The sequence below is a fragment of the Martinezella lusitana genome (assembly GCF_014207095.1).
GTDB lineage: Bacteria > Pseudomonadota > Alphaproteobacteria > Rhizobiales > Rhizobiaceae > Rhizobium > Rhizobium lusitanum_B.
The window spans coordinates 861553-879269 of sequence record NZ_JACHBG010000001.1 but is presented as its reverse complement, the minus strand read 5'-3'; the positions used below and the strand labels follow the sequence as shown (position 1 = coordinate 879269).

Sequence of the window (17717 nt, the reverse complement as noted above, 5' to 3'; positions counted from 1 at the left end):
GAATCAGGGCCACCCTAGATGACTGTCCTCGGGAAAAAAATCACCTGGAAAGCACTAAACCCGGTGATGCACAGTTTTGTAACGATTGCTGCGAATCGCTTTGATGAGATGGATTCTGCCACAGGCCTGGACAATAAAAAACAGGCGCCCGAAGACGCCTGCCAAATGCAATCTTCAACCGTGTCGAAAGATCAGAATACGAATTCCTTGGCCTTGGCAAAGCCCGGCAACGGCTTGATCGAGGCGTTGAAGAATACGTTTTCCGAGAAGGCGCCGCGCTCGCGCATGAAAACGGTGGCGCGTGCCGCGTGGCCATAGCCAAGTACCGTGATCAGGCGACCGTCTTCGCTGAGCTGGTCCAGCAGCCCCTGCGGCAGCTGCTCGATCGATCCGTTCAGGAAAATAACATCATAAGGCCCGTTGCCTGCATGGCCCTTTTCGAGGTCGCCGGTGACGACGGTGACGTTTTCATAGCCGAGCGCAGCAAGATTGGTTTTTGCCTGGGCCGCCAGATCCTCATCGGATTCGAGCGCGACGACCTTGCCGGCGACAAGCGACAGGACGGCGGAGACGTAACCGGTGCCGCAGCCGACATCGAGAACCTTGTCTTCCTTGGTAATGGCGCCGAGCTGCAGCAGCTTGGCCAGCGGCGAGGCTTCCATCAGGAAACGGCCAGGCCTACCGGCTGAAGCCGGCGCAACCTCGATATCGCAATCGATATAGGCCAGGAGCTTCGACTTCTCCGGCACGAAATTTTCGCGCGGAACCGCGAAAAATGCATTCAACACGGAATGGGAGGTGACATCCGTCGTACGGATCTGGTTCTCGACCATCTTCACGCGTGCTGCTTCGAAATCCATCATATCCTCTTGCGCCCTTGTCAGGCCGGCTTTGCTACAGTGCTACGCGTGTCTTAATCGCCTGCGGCTACGCTTTCAAGGCATCGCTGCAACACGCGCCGAGATTCATGCAGATGCGTCGCCACCAGACAACAGCCGACATTGCATGGATGGAAGCAATGCCGCTTCCATCCATGCGCACATCTCCGAATGTGGACAAACTCTGGCCGGAATGGTGCGCCAAGACACGGAACGGCTCACGGACGACGCTTCCATTCGTTATCCAAAGACTAGAAGGTGCTTCAAGGCGGAACGCTCCATTAATAAAATGTTAACCTCCCAAGACCACGCTTGCCTCCATTGGACCGCCTGAACTTGGCGACTGATCGACCTTCCGGCCCGAAGTCATTCGGGTTAAGATTAAATTTCAATAGAAGGTGGCTGGATGCCTGTCTCTCTTGTGCTTTTCGTGGCAACGTCTCTGCCGCTAGTGGTTTTTCTGGCTGCCAGTCTCTCTTCAATGATGTAGGTCGTCGAATGCGGCTTTCGCTCTTCCTCGCAGCGTCCCTTCTTCTCATACCCCAGGTCGCTTTGAGCGATGAAGAACCAGAAAAGCCCGCGCCCGTGATTGGGCATGTCGTTACCGGCAAGCAGCTCGATGAATGGTGCGAGGAAGAACGCGGGCTTGCCTCCGTCTATGTGCAGGGCATTCTCGACGAAGCGCAGCGCACGAAGAACCTGACGATCCACGCGACCAAGCAGACACCGAAGAACTCTTCGCGTTATGAGCGCTATCTTCAACAGTTTGTCGGCGCTTTTTGCCTCCCGCCCGATCTCACCAACACGCGGGCGACCCTGATCGCGTGCAAATGGATGGCTGAGCATTCCTGGCAGCTCGAACGGCCAGCCAGCGGACTGATCGCACGCTCCTTCAAATTCGCCTTCCCCTGCCTGGAAGAGTGAGCCCCCCAAGATCCTGATTTCGCGGTAATGGAGGTGCTGTAGTGGCGCTTTGCGTATCTCTGGATAAATGTGCGACTGCATCTGGCGATGATTGCAGGGTTTTGCCGGTAGGCAGCGATCTTCAGTGAGTGCGTGAGCCGACGGCAATCTGCGGCTGACAGTGAAAAAAGAACGATATTCAAATCGAGGCCCTTGCGCCGATTCAAGATTCGTTCTAAACGCCCGCCATCACTCGCCTTCATACATCGGATGGCCTCGTGGCGGAGTGGTTACGCAGAGGACTGCAAATCCTTGCACCCCGGTTCGATTCCGGGCGAGGCCTCCATCCCTCCCCTTTGACATTGCCGTCTTAAGCAGCTGAAATCGCATCGAGAGTTTCGGATTTGGCTGTTTACGCTCAGGCTACTTCGCTTCCCCGCAAGCAGCAAAGATTGATCCGTTCTTCTTGTGGCAGTCGGATGCTTTCGCCGTGAGGTTTTCTGAGCAGCTTCCCGGTCTGACGGATCATCACATCATTGATAGCGGCAACCGTTTCAACGATGATCCACCTCCGTCCCGCGTCAAATCGCGCCGGCTGCGGAACCGAATTGAATCCCGGTCGTTCCTGACAGGCACCTTCACTATTCGTCAGGAAACATCATGGCCGATATGAAGCTCGATCAAGACATCAACGCGCAAATCGAGGAACTTCGAAACCAGATCGGCAAGCTTTCGGCCGACCTGGTGAAAAGGATCGACAGTGCCTCTGAGCGAGCTGACGAAGCCCTTTCTTCGACCAAGGCGAAAGTCACCCACATTGCCGACCACGCACGCGCAGAGGGGCGAAATGTCGTGCAGGCGGCAAGAGAAAACCCTACTGCCACGAGCTCGATCCTCGTCGCGACCGCCCTTCTCGGCCTCTTTGCCGGTCTCGTAATCGGCAAGCTCACGGATTAGCGCCGGCGATTCGACACCCATGCCAACAAGAGATTTATGCCCGATCGCCAGCGGTCGGGCCGCGTCGGCGACAACAAGGCCTGAGAAGCCAGCACAGGCATGAAATTGCCCTTGATAATTGCAACATGACCCGGATCGGACTAACTGACGCCGATACACCCCAAGGGTACATATACAGATGAGCGACACATCACGGTTGAATCACCAACGCGACCTCTTTTCCGCGACGGTGACGGCATTTTGGCGAAAGCACTTCCAGACCGGCACGATCCTTCATCGCGACGATCAATTTTCTCTCGCAGTCAGCCCCGATCTTGATGACGACAACCGCGCGATGGTGCTGCATCGGCCCGAGGCTGCGGTTCAAGCGGCTGTGACAACGGCGGTCGCCGACAGGTTAGGCCTGCACGAGAAAGCTGACCTCTCTGAGGCCGAATTTCGTCGGGAGCTGGAAAACGCCGAGATAATTCTCAATGGCGCGGATGCAGTTTTTTATTATCTTGAGCCGGCGAAACAATCACTTCTGCAGGAGACCTCCCCAAACCAAGTACGGCAATTGACGGAGCTGGATCGCGCTATATTCGAGGAGTTTCAGGCGGCAGCTTCGGATGAGGACCTGGACGCCGCTTATGTGGAGCTGGACCACTGGCTGGTATTCGGTGCGTTTGAAGGACCGCATCTCGTCTGCGCCGCCAGCATGTATCCGTGGAACGACGCCCCCATCGCCGATGTCGGCGTATTGACGCTGACCGCATTCCGAGGAAAAGGTCATGCCCGAAACGTGATGCGGGCCATCAGCCGGCAAGCCTACGCGCAGGGATACGAACCACAATATCGCTGCCAGCTCGACAATCACGCCTCGATGGCGCTAGCGACGGCCATCGGCCTGACTGAGTTCGGAAAGTGGGAGGTCGTTGCAACCGATTCCCCAAACTGATCGAAACCCCATCCTGTCTCGCAAGGCGGCTGCCCGGGCGCCTCGCAACCGCATGTCGAGTGTATTGTCGCAGCGGCGTCGCGCGCCTAGATCAATCACCAGCATATTTCCCGTTGAGATTACAGCCGGAAGATGATTCTATGCGATCCGCGTAACCGAGTGCCCGCGTCTCAACCCCATTTTGACTCGAGCGGCCCATGTCGATTTCAGACGCAATCTATCGTCCCTTCGAAGCGCTGATCAAACCGCTGGACATCCCTTATCAACCGCTGCCCACCAAGGGGCCGGTGATGGTGCTTCTGCATTTCATATCGATGTTTCGCGGCATCCTGATCGCCATGACCCTTGCCTCCATGGCGGTCGAAGCCATCAATCTGGCGATTGTCTGGGGACTGTCTGTTATCGTCGACGGCGTTACGACAATGGGCGCGCCTGCCTTCATTCACAATGATTGGCCGCTGCTTGCCTTTCTCGGGCTCCTGATCTTTCCGGCGATGCCCATCGCCTCGTTCCTCACCAACACCCTCACCTCTCATACTCTGAGCGTCGGCATGCCCGCTGCGATCCAGTGGCAAGGTCACAAAGCGGTGGAACGGCAGGATCTCGCCTTCTTTCATGATCTCTTTGCCGGACAGGTCGCGTCACGCCTGTCGCAGGTGGCGTCGGCCGTCCAACAGCAGATCATCATCGGCTTCCAGACCATTCCGCGGTTCCTGCTGCAAATGGTCGGATCCGTAGTTCTTCTCGGTGCCTTGTCATGGCAGCTTGCGCTGCCGGTCTTCATATGGATCGCGCTCAACGTCGTTCTCGCCTTGAAGATGGCACCGACCTTCGCCGAACGCTCGCGCCGCACGGCCAAGCAGCGCAGCCTCGTCGCCGGTGCCATCACCGATCTCTACAGCAACATGCAGATGATCAAGCAGTTCGCGGCAGAAGACACTGAAGCCGGCGCGATCCGCAGCATCATCCAGAAATCGGTGCAGACGCAGCATAGGGAACAGCGCATCTATCGCACCTCGGAACTCATTGTCGTGGCGCTCAACATGGCGCTTTGGTTGTCGATACTTTCCATTGGCCTTTCCGGCCTCGTCGCGGGCTTTCTCACGATTGGGCAGTTCGTCGCGGCGGTCTATATTCTGCACCGCCTCTCCGGGCAGACCTTCACGTTCCTGCAGATGGCTCAGCAGATCTTTCAGGCAATCGGCACCATCAAGGATGCCATGCCGGTGATGACGACACCACCCACCATTACAGATCGGCCCGGCGCGGGCGAACTGACTGTTAGTCGCGGAGAAATACGCTTCGAGGACATCCACTTCTCCTACAAAGCCGGGAAACCAGTCATCGATGGCCTGTCGGTCACTGTGCGCGCAGGCGAAAAAGTCGGGCTCGTCGGCCTCTCGGGCGCCGGCAAGACCACGCTGGTGAACCTGCTGTTGCGTTTCTACGAGCTGAAGGGCGGCGCAATCCTCGTCGATGGACAGGATATCCGTGAGGTTACGCAAGCCAGCCTTCGCCGAAATATCGGCGTCATCGCCCAGGACGTCGCGCTGCTGCATCGCTCGGTCGGTGACAATATCCGCTACGGCCGGCCCGAAGCGAGGCAGGACGAGATCGAGCATGCCGCCAAGATGGCAAGCGCCGAAGCCTTCATCGCCGCCCTTGCCGATGGAGAAGGCCGCAAGGGCTATAGCGCCTTCGTGGGCGATCGAGGCATACGGCTCTCCGGCGGTCAGCGCCAGCGCATCGCCATAGCGCGGGTGCTGCTGAAGGATGCGCCGATTCTGGTGCTGGACGAGGCAACTTCGGCTCTCGACAGCGAATCGGAAGCAGCCATTCAGGAAAAGCTCAATCTGATGATGGAGGGAAAGACTGTCATCGCCATTGCGCATCGTCTTTCAACCATCGCCAAGATGGACCGGATCATTGTACTCGACCACGGGCGCATAGTGGAAGAAGGTCCACCGGAAGAGCTGGTCAAACGGGACGGCCTGTTTGCACGCTTATGGAAACGCCAAACGGATGGCTTCCTCGCCAAGGAGATCGGCTAATTCCCGACACGCTGGGTTTGAAATTGGCGGTTCTATCGGCCATTTGCCTATCGCCTCGTGATGGACGACAGGCTTGAAGCCAGGTACAGCGCCGCCGGTCGACAGGGCGGGCTCTGCCGCCGGACAACTTTTCCGCGTGCGGTCCAAAACTTCAAAAGACTATTACCAATGGCAAAAGACACTCAAGGATATGACATGTTCCATTTGCGGCAGGCCAATTCGGCCGACCTCCTGCGGAATTACGAGATATGGCGGACGGCGGTCGAAGCTACCCACCATTTTCTCGATGCTGCCAATCGCGAGACGATCGGCAAGATGGTCGCTGAGGAATATCTGCCGAATGCCGAATTTACGGTAGCGGTCGACGACCATGATCTCCCGCACGCGTTTCTGGGGACCACCGAACATCATATGGATGCGCTTTTCGTGCACGCCGACAGCCGGGGAATGGGCTTGGGCCGTCTTCTTCTCGACAGCTTTCGGGCAGGAAAAGATGCCGTGACGGTCGATGTCAACGAACAGAACCCGGATGCGACAGGTTTCTACGAACGTCTCGGCTTTAAGGTGACGAGCCGTTCGGAACTGGATGATCAGGGCCGTCCCTACCCGATCCTTCATCTGCGATGGGATAGGCCGAAGGGCTAAACCGCTGTTTTCGACGCTTCGATAGCTCGACCGGTCCTCCTCAGTTGGCTGCCAAATGCACCATGCCAGAGCAGCGGCTCGGCCAGCCCATTCAGGTAGGTTATAGAAACCTATGGTAGATGCTAGGCTCATTTCTACCGGCTTAGATGCCACCCCTGAGCCGGGCAGTGCCGCGTCCGATGAGACTACGCCCCCAGTAGTGTCGTCGGACGCACCCTTATGACGCTGCGCGGCGCCAAGGACCTCCACGAGACCGCCAGGCTTCGTCTATGCCGTGGTCTAGAGAGCCGCAAAACCGCCTGACATGTGGCATCGCTGCCAAATGCGATTGACCGTGAATCGTCATGATTTTCCCAGCCAACTAATCCTTTGCCGCCCGCGCTATCGCGAGGTTTCCCGTCGCATTCGGCCCAACGGCACCGTTTTCCGATTATCCCGATGAAGAGCGAAATGTGGCGCCTGACCGGTGTCACCGTTGAATTGCGTCATTTTTGCAACAAACTTATTTTTCGAATAGGGCGCATATAGTTCGCTCATCTTAGTATCTTGCCAAATCAGTGAAGCAGGTTCAGGAAATAGTTCGCGAGGCTGATTACTTCGCACCTACTGATAGGGAACATGAACGGGATGGGGTTGGGCACGTCGATTTTCGGCGCGATATCTCACGCCCAATCAAGAGAGATTGGAGTTATTATGAACATCAAGAGCCTTCTTCTCGGCTCCGCTGCTGCGCTGGCAGCAGTATCCGGTGCTCACGCAGCGGATGCCATCGTTGCCGCTGAGCCGGAGCCGCTGGAATACGTTCGCATCTGCGACGCATACGGTGCGGGCTACTTCTTCATCCCGGGTACCGAAACCTGCCTCAAGATCGGCGGCAAGGTTCGTACGGAAGGTGAATGGTACGATGCTTACAACCGCAATAGCCATAACGGCACGCTGTGGCACACCCGTGCTGAGCTGAATGTCAGCACCGCAACCGACACCGAATACGGTCCGCTGAAGACCGAAACCATCGTTCGTTGGGACTGGCATGACGGTAATGCTACCAGCACCAACCTGCTGTGGTCCTACATCAGCCTCGGCGGCTTCACGGTCGGTAAGAAAGACTCGCAGTACAACTCCTACATCGGTTACGCCGGCGACGTCATCAACGACGACGTGATCTATGACGGCCCGTACGAACTGAACCAGATCACCTATGAATATGATGCCGGCAACGGCTTCTCGGCTGTGGTCTCGGTTGAAGACAGCAACTCCAGCGGCTCCGGCGCTTCCTACGGTGCAAGCTGGTGGACCGACGACGAAGCAAACCACTACGCTCCTGACGTTGTTGCCGGTGCCGGCTTCAAGTCCGGTGCATGGGGCTTCAAGGTCGTTGGCGGTTACGACTCGATCGTCGAAGAAGGCGCCATCAAGGCTCGTATCGATGCTGACTTCGGCGCATTCTCGGCCTTCTTGATGGGCGGCTGGAACACCGACGGCAGCAAGCTCAACAAGTATGCCGGCACCAACCAGGACGTTTCCGCTTGCACGGCGCCGAACGGCACTGTCAATGCATCGAAGTGCGGCTGGGGCGATTGGGCAGTTTGGGGCGGCGTTGGCGTTCCGGTCAACGACAAGCTGAAGTGGAATGTTCAGCTCGCCTACAGCGACTCCAAGATCTTCGAAGCAACGACGAACCTGAAGTTCAACCCGGTCAAGAACCTCCTGGTCGAGCCGGAACTGACTTACGTTCACTATGATTATGCCCATGATGACACCATCTCCGGCATTCTCCGCTTCGAGCGCAACTTCTAACCTGATCAGATTTGACCTCCGATCAGAGAAGGAAGGGGTCCGGCTTTCCCTGCCGGCCCCCTTTTTTCTTGCCGGCAAACTCCTGAAAAGGAAGGCTTCCTCTCCAAAAACGCGTGTCGCGGCATCGCCCCCATCAACCGGAAGGGGGAACCTTGTCGCGACCGTGGCGTTTAAGGATGAAAGGGACGAAGCTGAATAAAGGAGTTACCGCCTTGAAATATATCGCTTCAATCGCTCTGACCGCTGCATTGACCGTTGGGTCCCTGCTGTCGGTCGCGCTGCCGACAATGGCAGCCCCGCTCGGCGTTTCACCGGCACTGCCCCCCAATGTCATTCTCGTGCAGGAACAGGGTTCACGCTGGCACCCTGATTCAGACTATGATCGCCGGTCTTACTGGCGTGCCCGCCACCATTGGCGCGATGACGAAGAGCGGGATTGGGATCGCCGGCATTGGAACCGAGGCTGGCATCGCGGTTGGTATGACGACCGCCCCTATTATCACCGACACCATGGCGGCGTGATGCTGGAAATCCGTCCCTGACGCCGCGGCGCAGGTCCGCGGTGGGTGTGTAGGGTAGCGAAACGCCCGCAGTGCATCCCGGTCACAAAGTTATCCAAAAAAACCAACGGCCGCTTCCGAGACTATCGGGAGCGGCCGAATTGCTGCGTAGGGAATTTGCGCCAGTTCGAACCGTCTAACGGCAGACGCGGACGGTGCGAACGACCCAGCGGCCGTGAACCTTATGCTTCACCTTCTTCATCTGGCAGTGCTGATGGTGGTGGTGGTGACGATGATGCATCGGAGCGGCCTCGGACGGTGCGCTGAAGGCGAAGACCGATGCCAGTGCGAGTGCGGATGCAAGAAGCAGGTTTTTCATGTCGAACCTCTAAAGCATTGGGGGACTATGCTGCGCATTTCACGCATCCAAGTAGATGCGCCGGCTCATATTAATGCCACATGAACATCTACGCATATTCCCAGAAGCAACCGTAAGGTGAACAAAATTTAATGAAACGCCGCATGGATCCGCGATGAGGCTGCCAAGAATCATGGCTGTATCGGAGTGGTACATTCCACGCTCATCCGCACGCTCGGATCGCGAAGCAATGGCCCGACATGGATGCAAGCGCCTGTTGTTGCTGGACAATGACAACCGGTCGCCCCCGCGTCTTCCTGTTTCGCTCCATCGTGGCAGTCGTGCGCGGAGAAACACGGGCCACTCCTCGAAGAAGCAGGAACCATCTTTGGCTGAGACGGCTAGATATGATCTTTTGAGTTGTGTTAATAGATCTATCTCTCCGTCACAAAAGCGGCGCAGGAAGCACTGTCCCAAAAAGTTTGTCACAGGGTTTGCGCCAGGAACCACGGCCCCTGGAACAGGGCAAAGCCGACTCGCATCGCCGCCTGCTTTGAGTTCAAGGCCGTCGAGGTACGGCGACAACCGGGATCGAAAGAGAAGCCAGCTCGGAAAGAACAAGGCAAACGTCACATCGAAACGACGACGGGCAACGTTGCGCGGGCCAAGTTGATTTTAGTGATTTAGGGAAAGGCCGGGATGTTCAGCGCATCGCAGTAAGCCTTGTTGGGCTATATGCGCATGATTTTTTCTTGCTTCTTCTGAAGAAAGAGTGGCTCCCCGGGCCGGATTCGAACCGGCGACCTGTCGATTAACAGTCGAATGCTCTACCGCTGAGCTACCAGGGAATGCGCTTGGCGCGGTGTGAGTGGGCTTCTACAAATGCTTTCCCGATTTGCCAAGCGGTTTTTTCAAAAAAATGCATTTCTCTTGCATTATTTCGTCGCCTCACCATTTCCTGTGGATGACCGATCACAGCGGAACGACAGCAAATACCGACCGAAACGCCCGGAAAACAAGGCGTTTTGGCATAGATCCATCCACTCGCGAGCTGGTTTTCGGTTCTGTGAGAATTCCACTGCCCCGATCTCGCCTTGCGCGCGTTGGCCTGGGGATAGCGCTCGTTTTTGGCGGGCTGCTCGGCTTTCTGCCTGTGCTCGGCTTCTGGATGTTGCCGTTGGGCCTCATCGTGCTGTCGCATGACATGCGGGCCGTGCGCCGCTGGCGCCGCCGCTTTTCCGTCTGGTGGGCGAAAAAGCGCCGCCCGGCGAACGAGGCGCGTCGCTCTCTCTGAGATTCGCATTCCCTGTCATAGATCTTTGATGCCGCACATGCCGTTGTCGCAAGACCGCCGCACGGTTTGCCCGACATGCTTTGAGGGCGCCTATCTCGCGCCGATCGGTCGCGCAGGATTGCCGACAACGGTCGCACCTGGCACAACGTCCTTCGTCACGACCGCTCCCGCCCCTATAATAGCTCCGTCGCCGATCGTTACACCCGCCATGAGGATCGCCCCGCCGCCGATCCATACATTCGCGCCGATCGCGACCGGGCGGGCGATTTCGAGACCCGCTCCACGCAGCGCCGGATCCTTATGATGCTCGGCACAATATATATGCACGCCAGGCCCCAGCATGCTGCCCTCACCGATGCGCACGCTTCCGCTATCGAGAATGGTGCAGCCGGCATTGAGATAGACCCGGTGGCCGAGCGAGATGTTGATCCCGTATGCGCAATGGAACGGCGCTTCGATAAAAGCTGTCGCGGCGACATCGCCTAGGAGCTTGGCCAGAGCCGGACCGAGATTGCCGCGCTGGGCAGGCGACATCGTATTGTGCTCGTGGACGGCTTCCCGCGCCTGCCAACGCAGATCATCGAGTTCGGGATCGAAGCAGCAATACCATTCCCCGCCAACCATCTTCTGACGCTCGCTCAGACCCATGCTCTCATTCCTCCATCGCCTCCGGGATTCGCTGAGCTTCATCTTGCAACGGTGCTCGCCTCCTCAGCAACCAAGACGACCTCGCCTCGCCCACCCGCCGCCAAGCTGTGGAGGAGAAGGACGGCTTGCACGCCGTGATTGGCTGGGCGTCATATGCACAATCCTGCAAGGAACGATCCGTCTGAAGGTCCCCTCTTTCAGCGAAAAATCCCGCCAAAACGGGGATTCTTGCCCTCAACAAACTGTCACACAGCTTGTCTATAACGCCGCTACCGCGGACTTGCGCAAGACCACCGGTTCCGAGCTTTCAAAGAGGAAATAGGGATTATGTTTAAACTTAAAAACTGCATTTCGGCTGCAGCAGCCGGTGTCATGAGCGTAGCGCTGGCTCTGCCTGCTGCTGCCGCTCCGGCCAAGTTCGATTTCTGGTTCGGCCTGTCGGGCGACCTCGAACGCGTCGTTCAGACGCTCTGCAAGAACTTCAACGATTCCCAGAAGGATTATGAAGTTTCCTGCGTCAGCCAGGGCAATTACGACGCCGCTCTGCAGAACACGATTGCCGCCTTCCGCGCCGGCAAGCAGCCGACCATCGTTCAGGTCTACGACGTCGGCACCGCAACGATGATGCTCTCGGGCGCCTACTACCCAGTCAGCAAGCTGATGTCGGAAAACGGCCACAAGGTCGACTGGAACGACTACTTCCCCGGCATCGCCCGTTACTACGCAACGTCGAAGGGCGAACTGCTCTCCTTCCCGTTCAACTCCTCGACGGCCCTGCTCTATTGGAACAAGGACGCGTTTGCCAAGATCGGCAAGACCGCCGCTCCGAAGACCTGGGAAGAAGCCGCCGAAGCCATGAAGGCGCTGAAGGGCGCTGGCTACGAGTGCCCGATGGCCATCAACATCTCCGCCAACGAAAGCTGGCAGCTGATGGAACAGTTCTCTGCCATCCACGATCAGCCGGTTGCCACCAAGAACAACGGCTATGACGGCCTCGACGCTCGCCTGACCGTCAACAAGACCAAGTTCGTCAAGTATGTGACGGACCTCAAGAGCTGGTATGACCAGGGCCTCATCAAGATCAAGTCCAAGGACCTCGGTCAGGACATGGTTCAGGCCTTCGCTTCCGGTGATTGCCAGATGATCATGACCTCGGTCGGTGACCACGGCACGGTCGGCAAGACCCAGAAGGCTGGCATGAACTGGGATGTGGCCGAACTTCCGGTCTACGCCGGTACCGAGCGCAAGAACTCGCTCGTCGGCGGTGCATCGCTTTGGGTTCTCTCGGGCAAGTCTGCCGCCGAATACAAGGGTGCTGCAGCATTCCTCGACTTCATCGGCAAGCCTGAAACCGCCCTCTTCTGGTCGACCAACACCGGCTATATCCCGGTCAAGAAGTCCGGCTTCGACTTCATGAAGTCCAGCGGTTTCTACGACAAGGCTCCCTATAAGGGCCGCGAAGTCGCCATCGCCAGCCTGACCGCTTCCGAGCCGACCTCGGTCACCCGCGGCGTCCGCCTCGGCAACTTCACGCAGATCCGCGCCGAATTCGGCAACCAGATGCAGGCCATCTTCGCCAACAAGGTCAGCGTTCAGGAAGGCATCGACAACCTGGTCAAGAACAGCGACGCCGTTCTCGAGCGTTTCGAAGCCACCTACAAGGGCAAGCAGCTGCCGTAAGCAGCCGCACTTATGACAGACAGCGTCCGCCGGGGTTTCTCGGCGGACGTTCGTTATGAGAACCAGCGTGGTATCGGGATCCCAAGCCGGAAGAGACAATGGAAAAGCGCATAACCTTCAGCAAATGGAGCGTCGGCATTCTGTTCGCAGTGCCGCAACTGCTCCTCATCTTCACCTTTTTCTATTGGCCGGCCGGACAGGCTGTCTTCTGGTCGCTGACGTTGCAGCAGCCTTGGGGCGGTGGCAACATCTGGGTCGGGCTCGACAATTTCAAATCGATCCTCGCAAGTTCCGACTACTGGAATTCGGTCACGATCAGCATCATTTTCGCAGCGATCAGTACCAGTATTTCCATGATCGGTGCGCTGATACTCGCAGCCCTGACCGACAGGCAGCTTCGCGGCTCGAAAATCTACCGCGTCGTACTCATCTGGCCGTACGGAATTGCAGCTCCAGCATCGGCTATGGCTTTCCGCTTTATCCTCGCACCGGAAGCCGGCCTGATCGCCGTGGTCAATCAATGGTGGCCCGGCATATGGGATCCGGGCCTGGACGGCAATGCCGCCATGGCGTGCATTATCGCCGCCTTTTCCTGGAAATATATCGGCTATAGCTTCATCTTCTTCCTAGCGGCCTTTCAGGCTATTCCGCGCTCACTGATCGAAGCGGCGGCCATGGACGGATCGAGCGTGCTACGCCGCTTCTGGGACGTCCAGTTCCCGTTGATTACGCCGACGATCTTCTTCCTGCTCGTCATCAACATCACCGAGAGCTTTCAGGATTCATTCGGTATTGTGGACATCATGACCTCGGGCGGGCCGCACAACTCGACCAATCTCATGGTCTACAAGATCTATTCGGATGGCTTCAAAGGCCTCGATTTTTCTGGTGCGGCGGCACAGAGCATCATTCTGATGCTGCTGATCATCGTGCTCACCGTTTTCCAGTTCCGCTTCATCGAGAAGCGCGTTCATTACCGTTGAGGCTGACATGGTCGAGCGCACACCCATCCTTAATTTCTTTACCCATCTGATTTTGCTCATCGGCTTCGTGGTGGCGATTGGACCGATAACCATCGTCGCCATCGCCGCATCCCACAATCTTGCCGACGTCAACAAGGTGCCGATGTCGTTGATCCCCGGGTCGGATTTTTGGGCCAACATGAAGACAGCCTGGACGACCGCCAATCTCGGACCCAAGCTGCTGAACAGCCTGATCTTCGCCACCGGGGTGGCAATAGGCAAGGTGCTCATTTCGGCAATCACCGCGTTCTCGCTGGTCTATTTCCGCTATCCAGGCCGCCACTTCATCTTCTGGCTGATCTTCATAACGCTGATGTTGCCGCTCGAAGTGCGTATCGTGCCGACCTATGCGGTCGCTGCGAACGTTCTGTCGCCCTATCAGGCGATCCTCGACATCACCGGTATCAGCTGGCTCGTCCAAAAAGTCACAGGCATCGAGGTCGCGCTGAATCTTGGGTTGCTCAACTCATCGATCGGCCTGATCTTGCCGCTGGTCGCGACCGCGACCGGTACCTTCCTCTATCGTCAGTTCTTCTTGACGATACCGGACGAGCTGACCGAGGCAGCACGCATGGATGGCGCGGGAGCACTGCGCTTCTTCGTCGACATTCTGATACCGTTGTCACGCACCAACATGGCCGCGCTCGGCACCATCATGTTCCTGTGGGCGTGGAACCAGTATCTTTGGCCGCTGCTGGTGACCACCGATCCCGCGCATGTCACGGCGGTACACGAGCTCAAGTCGCTCATACCGAATTTTGGCGGCCTCCCCGAGTGGCATATCGCCATGGCCGGCACGCTGATCATCATGCTGCCGCCGCTCTTCGTCGTAGTCCTGATGCAGCGCTGGTTCGTTCGCGGCCTGATCGCCACTGAAAAGTGATCGAATTGCCTGCCGCTTTCTATCGGGCGAGCGGCAGGCGCCTACCTTGGCCCACCTGCAAGCGTGGATCTGCGATCGCTGATCAGCTATTCTTCTCTCCCGAGAGAGCGGAACCAAACCGCGCTGATCGAGCTCCCTGCCAGGATGACAATCCTCCCCACCAAGATTTGATTTCGAAACAGGCGATCGTTGCGAGCAGCTAACACAGCGATGGTCTGCGCGATACGCCGCATCTCAGCACGACCAGGCTGGGCCTCTGGCGGCATCGCCATTCGCTCGCGCAAAAAAAGCCCGGAAATCGGTGAGGATTTCCGGGCGCACGTACTGAAAATTGATGTTTGAAACTTTAGTGTGCCAGCACCTTGAGAGGCGTGACGGCGGCAATGGCGTCAAGCCGCAAACCGGTATCCTGGGCAAAGAGATGCGTGTGCTGCTGCGGCAGCTCAAGTCCGACGGACTGGCCGGTTTGGCCGGTGGTGTGATCCGATACGGCAACGGCAAAGCTCGATCCGTTGATATCGCAATGAATGACGCGGCCGGCGCCGAGCTCTTCGACGAAGTCGACCGTGGCCGGAATGGCGCCCGGCGTGCCTGCCGGCACAAGACGTACATGTTCAGGACGAATGCCAAGCGCGACCGGGTTGCCGGCGTGACGTTTGCCGATATTGGCGTCGATGCCGATCGGCAGGCCATCGAAGATGAATTGCTCGCCTGTTGCTGAGAAGGTCCCTTCGAGAAAGTTCATCGCCGGAGAGCCGATGAAGGAGCCGACGAAGCGGGTGCGCGGCGTGTTGTAGATTTCAAGCGGCGTACCGACCTGCTCGACATTGCCCTTGTACATGACGACGAGCTTGTCGGCGAGCGTCATGGCCTCGACCTGATCATGGGTCACGAAGACCGAGGTGGCCGACAGACGCTTGTGCAAGCGGCGGATTTCGACGCGCATCTGCACGCGCAGCTTGGCATCGAGGTTGGAAAGCGGCTCGTCGAAAAGGAAAACCTTCGGTTCGCGGATGATGGCGCGGCCCATGGCGACGCGCTGACGCTGGCCACCGGAAAGCTCGGCCGGCTTGCGGGCGAGGAAATCTTCGAGGCCGACGATCTTGGCGGTTTCCTTGATGCGGCGGTCACGCTCCTCGCGCGGCACGCCGGCAACCTTCAGGGCATAGCCCATGTTCGCGGCGACATCCATGTGCGGATAGAGCGCGTAGTTCTGGAAAACCATGGCGCAGCCGCGTTCGCGCGGCTCAAGCTGGTTGACCACCTTGCCGTCGATGATGATCTCGCCAGAGGAAATATCCTCAAGGCCGGCGATCATGCGCAGCAGCGTGGACTTGCCGCAGCCGGACGGTCCGAGAATGACGACGAATTCTCCCGAGCGGAAGTTCAGGTCAACGCCATGGACAACCTGATTGCGTCCATACGCCTTGCGAACTTGTTCGATCCGAATTTCCGCCATTTCAATCTTCCCCGTCTGTCAATTCTGGGCACGTCAATCGGGTGGACTGCTAACGAATTTGCATTACAGAACAGTGACAAGGATCCCTTATATCACATTCGACATTCAGATTTCCTCACGAGAGTTGCGTGTAGGATTTCCTTATAAAACGCGGGGTGGTGGAACCGTTTGGAGGCAACCGCCGCATAAGGGTTCCGGCAGCGGCAGAGCATTTTGAAAAGCAATGAAGAGGCGAACGGCCAGAGCCATGACGACATCGAAGGAAGAGCCTCACCCCATCCTGCTTTGGTTTCGCAAGGATTTGCGCCTGGATGACAATCATGCCCTGCATGCTGCGGCGATATCGGACCGCCCGATCATTCCCGTCTATATTCGCGAGCCGGAAGCGAAAGGCTGCGGACCGCTCGGTGCCGCGCAAGAGTGGTGGCTGCATCATTCGCTTGCTGCATTGCAGGAGTCGCTCGACAGGCTCGGCAGCAAGCTCATCCTTCGAGAGGGCGATGCGCTAACGGTGCTTGAAGCGCTTCTTGCGGAGACCGATGCGGAAGCCGTGGTCTGGAACCGGCGCTACGATCCCGCCGGCATCGCGGTGGACACGCACATAAAGACGGCGCTGCGAAACAAGGGCATCGAGGCCAACAGCTTTGCCGGCCAGCTGTTGCATGAGCCGTCACGCCTGCGCACCGGCTCCGGCACGCCCTATAAGACCTACACGCCGTTGTGGCGGGCGCTGGAGCAATCCGACGAGCCGCCCTTTCCCATCGATGCGCCTGCGAAGCTCGCAGCACCTCAGCGCTGGCCGCAGTCGGACAAGCTGGACTCCTGGTCCTTGCTCCCCTCGAAACCGAATTGGGCGTGCGACTTCCCCGATATGTGGACACCGGGAGAAGCCGCGGCACATGAAAAACTCGAGGAGTTCATCGATGCCGCAATCGACGGCTATGCGGTCGATCGCGATTTTCCCGACAAGCCCGCGACTTCCCTGCTCTCGCCCCACTTAGCGCTCGGCGAGATTTCCCCGGCGCGCGTATGGCATGCAACGCGCGGTCTCTCGGGCAAGATCCCGACCGACAATATCGTTCGTTTCCGCAAGGAGCTTGCCTGGCGCGAATTCTGCTACCACCAGCTCTTCCAGTTCCCGAAACTCGGTTACGCGAACTGGAGCGACCGCTACGACGATTTTCCATGGCGTGAGGATCCCAGGCTGTTCGACAGCTGGCGGCGCGGGCAGACGGGCTATCCGATCGTCGATGCCGGCATGCGGCAGCTCTGGCGCCATGGCTGGATGCACAATCGCGTCCGGATGATAGTCGCCTCGTTCCTGATCAAGGATCTGTTGATCGACTGGCGCGAAGGCGAAGCCTGGTTTCGCGATACGCTCGTCGATGCCGATCCGGCGGCGAATGCAGCAAACTGGCAATGGGTGGCGGGATCCGGGGCCGATGCCTCGCCCTTCTTCCGCATCTTCAATCCGGTACTGCAAGGGGAGAAATTCGATCGGGATGGCCACTATGTCAGAACCTTCGTGCCGGAGCTTGCCGCTCTCGACAGAAAATACATCCATCGGCCATTCGAGGCGCCTGACGATGTATTGAAGTGCGCGGGCATAGAACTCGGCACGCACTATCCGCGCCCCATCATCGATCATGCCGCCGCACGGCAACGCGCGCTCGATGCGCACGCGTCGCTGAAGCGTGATGAATAG

At 58.0% G+C, this 17717-nt stretch carries 16 protein-coding genes and 2 tRNA genes; 13 read left to right on the top strand and 5 right to left on the bottom strand.

Annotated elements, in window-relative coordinates; translation table 11 throughout:
* Positions 1-191 precede the first annotated feature (191 nt).
* Positions 192-863: a protein-L-isoaspartate O-methyltransferase family protein gene (locus GGD46_RS04295; protein WP_184702078.1), complete on the bottom strand. Its 672-nt coding sequence runs from the start codon at positions 861-863 to the stop codon at positions 192-194.
* Positions 864-1376: 513 nt separating this feature from the next.
* Between GGD46_RS04295 and GGD46_RS04290 the strand changes: the two genes are divergently transcribed.
* The 8 genes from GGD46_RS04290 to GGD46_RS04255 all read left to right on the top strand — a co-directional run bounded on the left by GGD46_RS04290 (position 1377) and on the right by GGD46_RS04255 (position 8710).
* Positions 1377-1802: a Rap1a/Tai family immunity protein gene (locus GGD46_RS04290; protein ID WP_184702076.1), complete on the top strand. Its 426-nt coding sequence runs from the start codon at positions 1377-1379 to the stop codon at positions 1800-1802.
* A 251-nt stretch (positions 1803-2053) separates the two neighbouring features.
* Positions 2054-2127: transfer RNA gene (locus tag GGD46_RS04285), tRNA-Cys, on the top strand.
* 314 nt (positions 2128-2441) lie between these two features.
* Positions 2442-2738 (top strand): hypothetical protein, encoded by a 297-nt coding sequence (locus tag GGD46_RS04280; protein ID WP_184702074.1) that lies wholly within the window; start codon positions 2442-2444, stop codon positions 2736-2738.
* A gap of 178 nt (positions 2739-2916) precedes the next feature.
* Entirely contained in the window at positions 2917-3675 is a 759-nt protein-coding gene (locus GGD46_RS04275; protein WP_184702072.1) for a GNAT family N-acetyltransferase, read from the top strand.
* Positions 3676-3872: 197 nt separating this feature from the next.
* Positions 3873-5726: an ABC transporter ATP-binding protein gene (locus GGD46_RS04270; protein WP_184702070.1), complete on the top strand. Its 1854-nt coding sequence runs from the start codon at positions 3873-3875 to the stop codon at positions 5724-5726.
* Between the two features lie 195 nt (positions 5727-5921).
* Positions 5922-6371, top strand: a complete 450-nt coding sequence (locus tag GGD46_RS04265; RefSeq protein WP_184702068.1) for an acetyltransferase — start codon at positions 5922-5924, stop codon at positions 6369-6371.
* Between the two features lie 693 nt (positions 6372-7064).
* Complete coding sequence (locus tag GGD46_RS04260; RefSeq protein WP_184702066.1) at positions 7065-8168, top strand: porin; 1104 nt, start codon at positions 7065-7067, stop codon at positions 8166-8168.
* Between the two features lie 212 nt (positions 8169-8380).
* Entirely contained in the window at positions 8381-8710 is a 330-nt protein-coding gene (locus GGD46_RS04255) for a hypothetical protein (RefSeq protein ID WP_184702064.1), read from the top strand.
* Between the two features lie 154 nt (positions 8711-8864).
* Here the strand turns inward: GGD46_RS04255 and GGD46_RS04250 are convergent, their stop codons facing one another.
* Entirely contained in the window at positions 8865-9047 is a 183-nt protein-coding gene (locus GGD46_RS04250) for a hypothetical protein (protein ID WP_184702062.1), read from the bottom strand.
* A 752-nt stretch (positions 9048-9799) separates the two neighbouring features.
* Positions 9800-9874, bottom strand: a tRNA-Asn gene (locus GGD46_RS04245).
* Between the two features lie 116 nt (positions 9875-9990).
* Here GGD46_RS04245 and GGD46_RS04240 point away from each other — a divergent pair.
* Complete coding sequence (locus GGD46_RS04240; protein WP_184702249.1) at positions 9991-10320, top strand: hypothetical protein; 330 nt, start codon at positions 9991-9993, stop codon at positions 10318-10320.
* A 90-nt stretch (positions 10321-10410) separates the two neighbouring features.
* On the opposite strand, the gene GGD46_RS04235 is transcribed toward GGD46_RS04240, so the two are convergent.
* Entirely contained in the window at positions 10411-10968 is a 558-nt protein-coding gene (locus tag GGD46_RS04235) for a sugar O-acetyltransferase (RefSeq protein ID WP_184702060.1), read from the bottom strand.
* Positions 10969-11295: 327 nt separating this feature from the next.
* Here GGD46_RS04235 and GGD46_RS04230 point away from each other — a divergent pair, with 327 nt between their 5' ends.
* The 3 genes from GGD46_RS04230 to GGD46_RS04220 all read left to right on the top strand — a co-directional run bounded on the left by GGD46_RS04230 (position 11296) and on the right by GGD46_RS04220 (position 14553).
* On the top strand, positions 11296-12648 hold the full coding sequence (locus GGD46_RS04230) for an extracellular solute-binding protein (RefSeq protein ID WP_184702058.1): 1353 nt from the start codon (positions 11296-11298) through the stop codon (positions 12646-12648).
* Positions 12649-12746: 98 nt separating this feature from the next.
* On the top strand, positions 12747-13631 hold the full coding sequence (locus tag GGD46_RS04225; protein WP_184702056.1) for a carbohydrate ABC transporter permease: 885 nt from the start codon (positions 12747-12749) through the stop codon (positions 13629-13631).
* 7 nt (positions 13632-13638) lie between these two features.
* Positions 13639-14553 carry an ABC transporter permease subunit gene (locus GGD46_RS04220; RefSeq protein ID WP_184702054.1) on the top strand — a complete coding sequence of 305 codons (915 nt, stop codon included), beginning with the start codon at positions 13639-13641 and terminating at the stop codon, positions 14551-14553.
* A 346-nt stretch (positions 14554-14899) separates the two neighbouring features.
* On the opposite strand, the gene GGD46_RS04215 is transcribed toward GGD46_RS04220, so the two are convergent.
* On the bottom strand, positions 14900-16012 hold the full coding sequence (locus tag GGD46_RS04215; protein ID WP_184702052.1) for a sn-glycerol-3-phosphate import ATP-binding protein UgpC: 1113 nt from the start codon (positions 16010-16012) through the stop codon (positions 14900-14902).
* A gap of 247 nt (positions 16013-16259) precedes the next feature.
* Between GGD46_RS04215 and GGD46_RS04210 the strand changes: the two genes are divergently transcribed.
* Positions 16260-17717 (top strand): cryptochrome/photolyase family protein, encoded by a 1458-nt coding sequence (locus GGD46_RS04210; protein ID WP_184702049.1) that lies wholly within the window; start codon positions 16260-16262, stop codon positions 17715-17717.